Source organism: Parafrankia sp. EUN1f (assembly GCF_000177675.1).
Classification (GTDB): Bacteria; Actinomycetota; Actinomycetes; order Frankiales; family Frankiaceae; genus Parafrankia.
In genome coordinates this window covers 1-2,305 of record NZ_ADGX01000339.1, presented here as the reverse complement: position 1 = coordinate 2,305, position 2,305 = coordinate 1, and the positions used below count along the sequence as shown (strand labels likewise).

The window sequence follows — 2,305 nt, the reverse complement described above, 5'->3', positions numbered from 1 at the left end:
GGCCGCTGCTCGCGGGGCTGCTCGCGCAGGTCCCGGGGTGTTCCGCAGGGTCGGGATCCTCGCTGTGACCGTAATCCGCATTACATGGCGATGTTCCGGCTGCCCGGGTTCGACGAGCAGCGGCGTAACGCGCTGGTGGACGATCTGGTGGAGCGTGGGCTGCCCGCGTTCGCCGCGTTCCGCGCGATCTACCGGTCTGCTGGTTTCTGGGAGACCGGGGCACCTGCGGAGACCGTCGATCAGATCGCGGCGCGGTGCCCGAACGTGGAGGCGATCGGCGCGGACGGTGTCTGGTTGCACCATCGCACGCTGCTCGGGACCGAGGAGCAGATGCACGCGATCGCGGAGATCGTGGCGCAGGCCCTGGCTGCCGCGTGAGCGGGACGTCCCCCGCACCAGAACACGAACCAGAACACGCACCAGGACACGCACCAGGACGCGCACGTGAACCGGAGCACGTGGCCGGGCCCGGGTGTGACGCCGGCCGGGTGCGGGTGGCCGTGGTCGGGTTGGGTTGGGCGGGCCGGTCGATCTGGCTGCCGCGGCTGCGGGAGCACCCGGGGTATGAGGTGGTCGCGCTGGTCGATCCCGACCCGGCCATCCGGGCCGAACTCGACACCACCGCCGGGCCGGGTGGCGTGTTCGCTCGTCCCGACGAGCTGAGCCGGCACGACGTCGACCTCGCCGTGGTGGCGGTGCCGAACCATCTGCACTGCCCCGTCGCCGTGGGGCTGCTCGAGGCCGGGATCCCCGTGTTCGTGGAGAAGCCGGTCTGCCTGAGTACCGCCGAGGCGGACCGGCTCGCGGTGGCCGAACGGGCCGGTGGCGCGGTCCTGCTCGCGGGCAGCGCCGCCTGCCTGCGGGCCGATCTGCGGGCGCTGTACACGCTGGCCGGGCAGCTCGGAACGATCCGTCATGTGGACGTGTCGTGGGTGCGTGCCCACGGGGTGCCTGATGCCGGGGGCTGGTTCACCCGGCGTGACCTGGCCGGTGGCGGGGCTCTGGTCGATCTGGGCTGGCATCTGCTGGACGCGGTCGTGCCCCTGGTCGGGCCGGGCGGCTTCGTCGACGCGGTGGGAACGGTCTCCGGTGACTTCGTCGCCGACGCCGCCTGGAGCGCCGTCTGGCGTCATCCCGGCTCCGTGGCCGCCCGTTCCGGTGGCGATGTCGAGGACACCGCCCGGGCGTTCCTCGTCAGCGCCGACGGTGTGTCGGTGACGCTGCGGGCGAGCTGGGCGTCGCATGAACCCCTCGACGCCACGGTGATCCGGGTCGAGGGCAGTACCGGCTCCGCGCAGCTGGACTGCACGTTCGGGTTCAGCCCGAACCGTCGTCCCGCGTCGTCGCTGTCCTGGACCCGGGCCGGCACCACGACCCCGGTGGACGTCGCGACCGAACCGGTCGGCACCGAGTACCGCCGCCAGCTCGACGAGCTCCCCGTGCTGCTCGCCGACCCCGACCGGCGCGGTGTCGCGGCGGCGCAGGCCCGGTCCACGATCGCCGCCATCGAACGGATCTACGACTCCGCCGGGCGGCCGGCCCCCGTATCCGGGCAGCCGGGCGCACGAGGGCGGGCCACCGTCACGGGCCGGCTCGCCGCCACGTCGTGAGCCAGCGGACGGCCACCACCCAGCCCAAGCCTGGAGATGCACCCATGGACATCCAAGCTGTCGTCTTCGACCTCGACGGCGTGATCGTCGACAGCCACGCCGTCATGCGGCAGGCGTTCACCCTCGCCTACGCCGAGGTCGTCGGCCCGGGTCCGGCCCCGTTCGAGGAGTACAACCGGCACCTCGGCCGCTACTTCCCGGACATCATGAAGATCATGGGGCTGCCGTTGGAGATGGAAGGCCCCTTCGTCCGGGAGAGCTACCGGCTCTCCCCCCAGGTCGTGCTCTTCGACGGCGTCCGTGACCTGCTCACCGGCCTGCTCGACCGCGGGACACGCCTCGCCGTCGCGACGGGTAAAAGCGGCCCACGGGCCCGTGACCTGCTGACCCAGCTCGGTATCGGTGACTGCTTCGTACGGGTCATCGGTTCCGACGAGGTCACCCACCCCAAACCGGCACCCGACATCGTCCACCGCGCCCTCGACGCACTCGACGCCGCACCGGACCAGGCCGTGATGGTCGGCGACGCGGTCACCGACATCCGCAGCGCCCGATCAGCCGGGGTCCGTGCCATCGCCGCGATGTGGGGAGAGACCGACCAGGACGAGCTCCTGGCAGCGGCCCCGGACTGGGTGACCCACACCCCGGCACAGCTACTCGGCCTACTCACAACACGCCCCTACCAGCCCGCCTGA

2 protein-coding genes and 1 pseudogene are annotated in these 2,305 nt (G+C 72.1%); all 3 read left to right on the top strand.

Annotated features, from left to right (window positions below; all coding sequences use genetic code 11):
- Positions 1 to 378 (top strand): annotated as a pseudogene (locus FREUN1FDRAFT_RS38885) (DegT/DnrJ/EryC1/StrS family aminotransferase); the annotation flags it as partial.
- Between the two features lie 80 nt (positions 379 to 458).
- Positions 459 to 1,610: a Gfo/Idh/MocA family protein gene (locus FREUN1FDRAFT_RS38880; protein ID WP_006545941.1), complete on the top strand. Its 1,152-nt coding sequence runs from the start codon at positions 459 to 461 to the stop codon at positions 1,608 to 1,610.
- Between the two features lie 44 nt (positions 1,611 to 1,654).
- Positions 1,655 to 2,305: an HAD-IA family hydrolase gene (locus FREUN1FDRAFT_RS38875; protein ID WP_006545940.1), complete on the top strand. Its 651-nt coding sequence runs from the start codon at positions 1,655 to 1,657 to the stop codon at positions 2,303 to 2,305.

What these genes read in the sequence shown, in the direction of transcription:
- FREUN1FDRAFT_RS38875 (WP_006545940.1), top strand. Translation starts at nt 1,655, where the DNA reads ATGGACATCCAAGCTGTCGTCTTCGACCTCGACGGCGTGATCGTCGAC.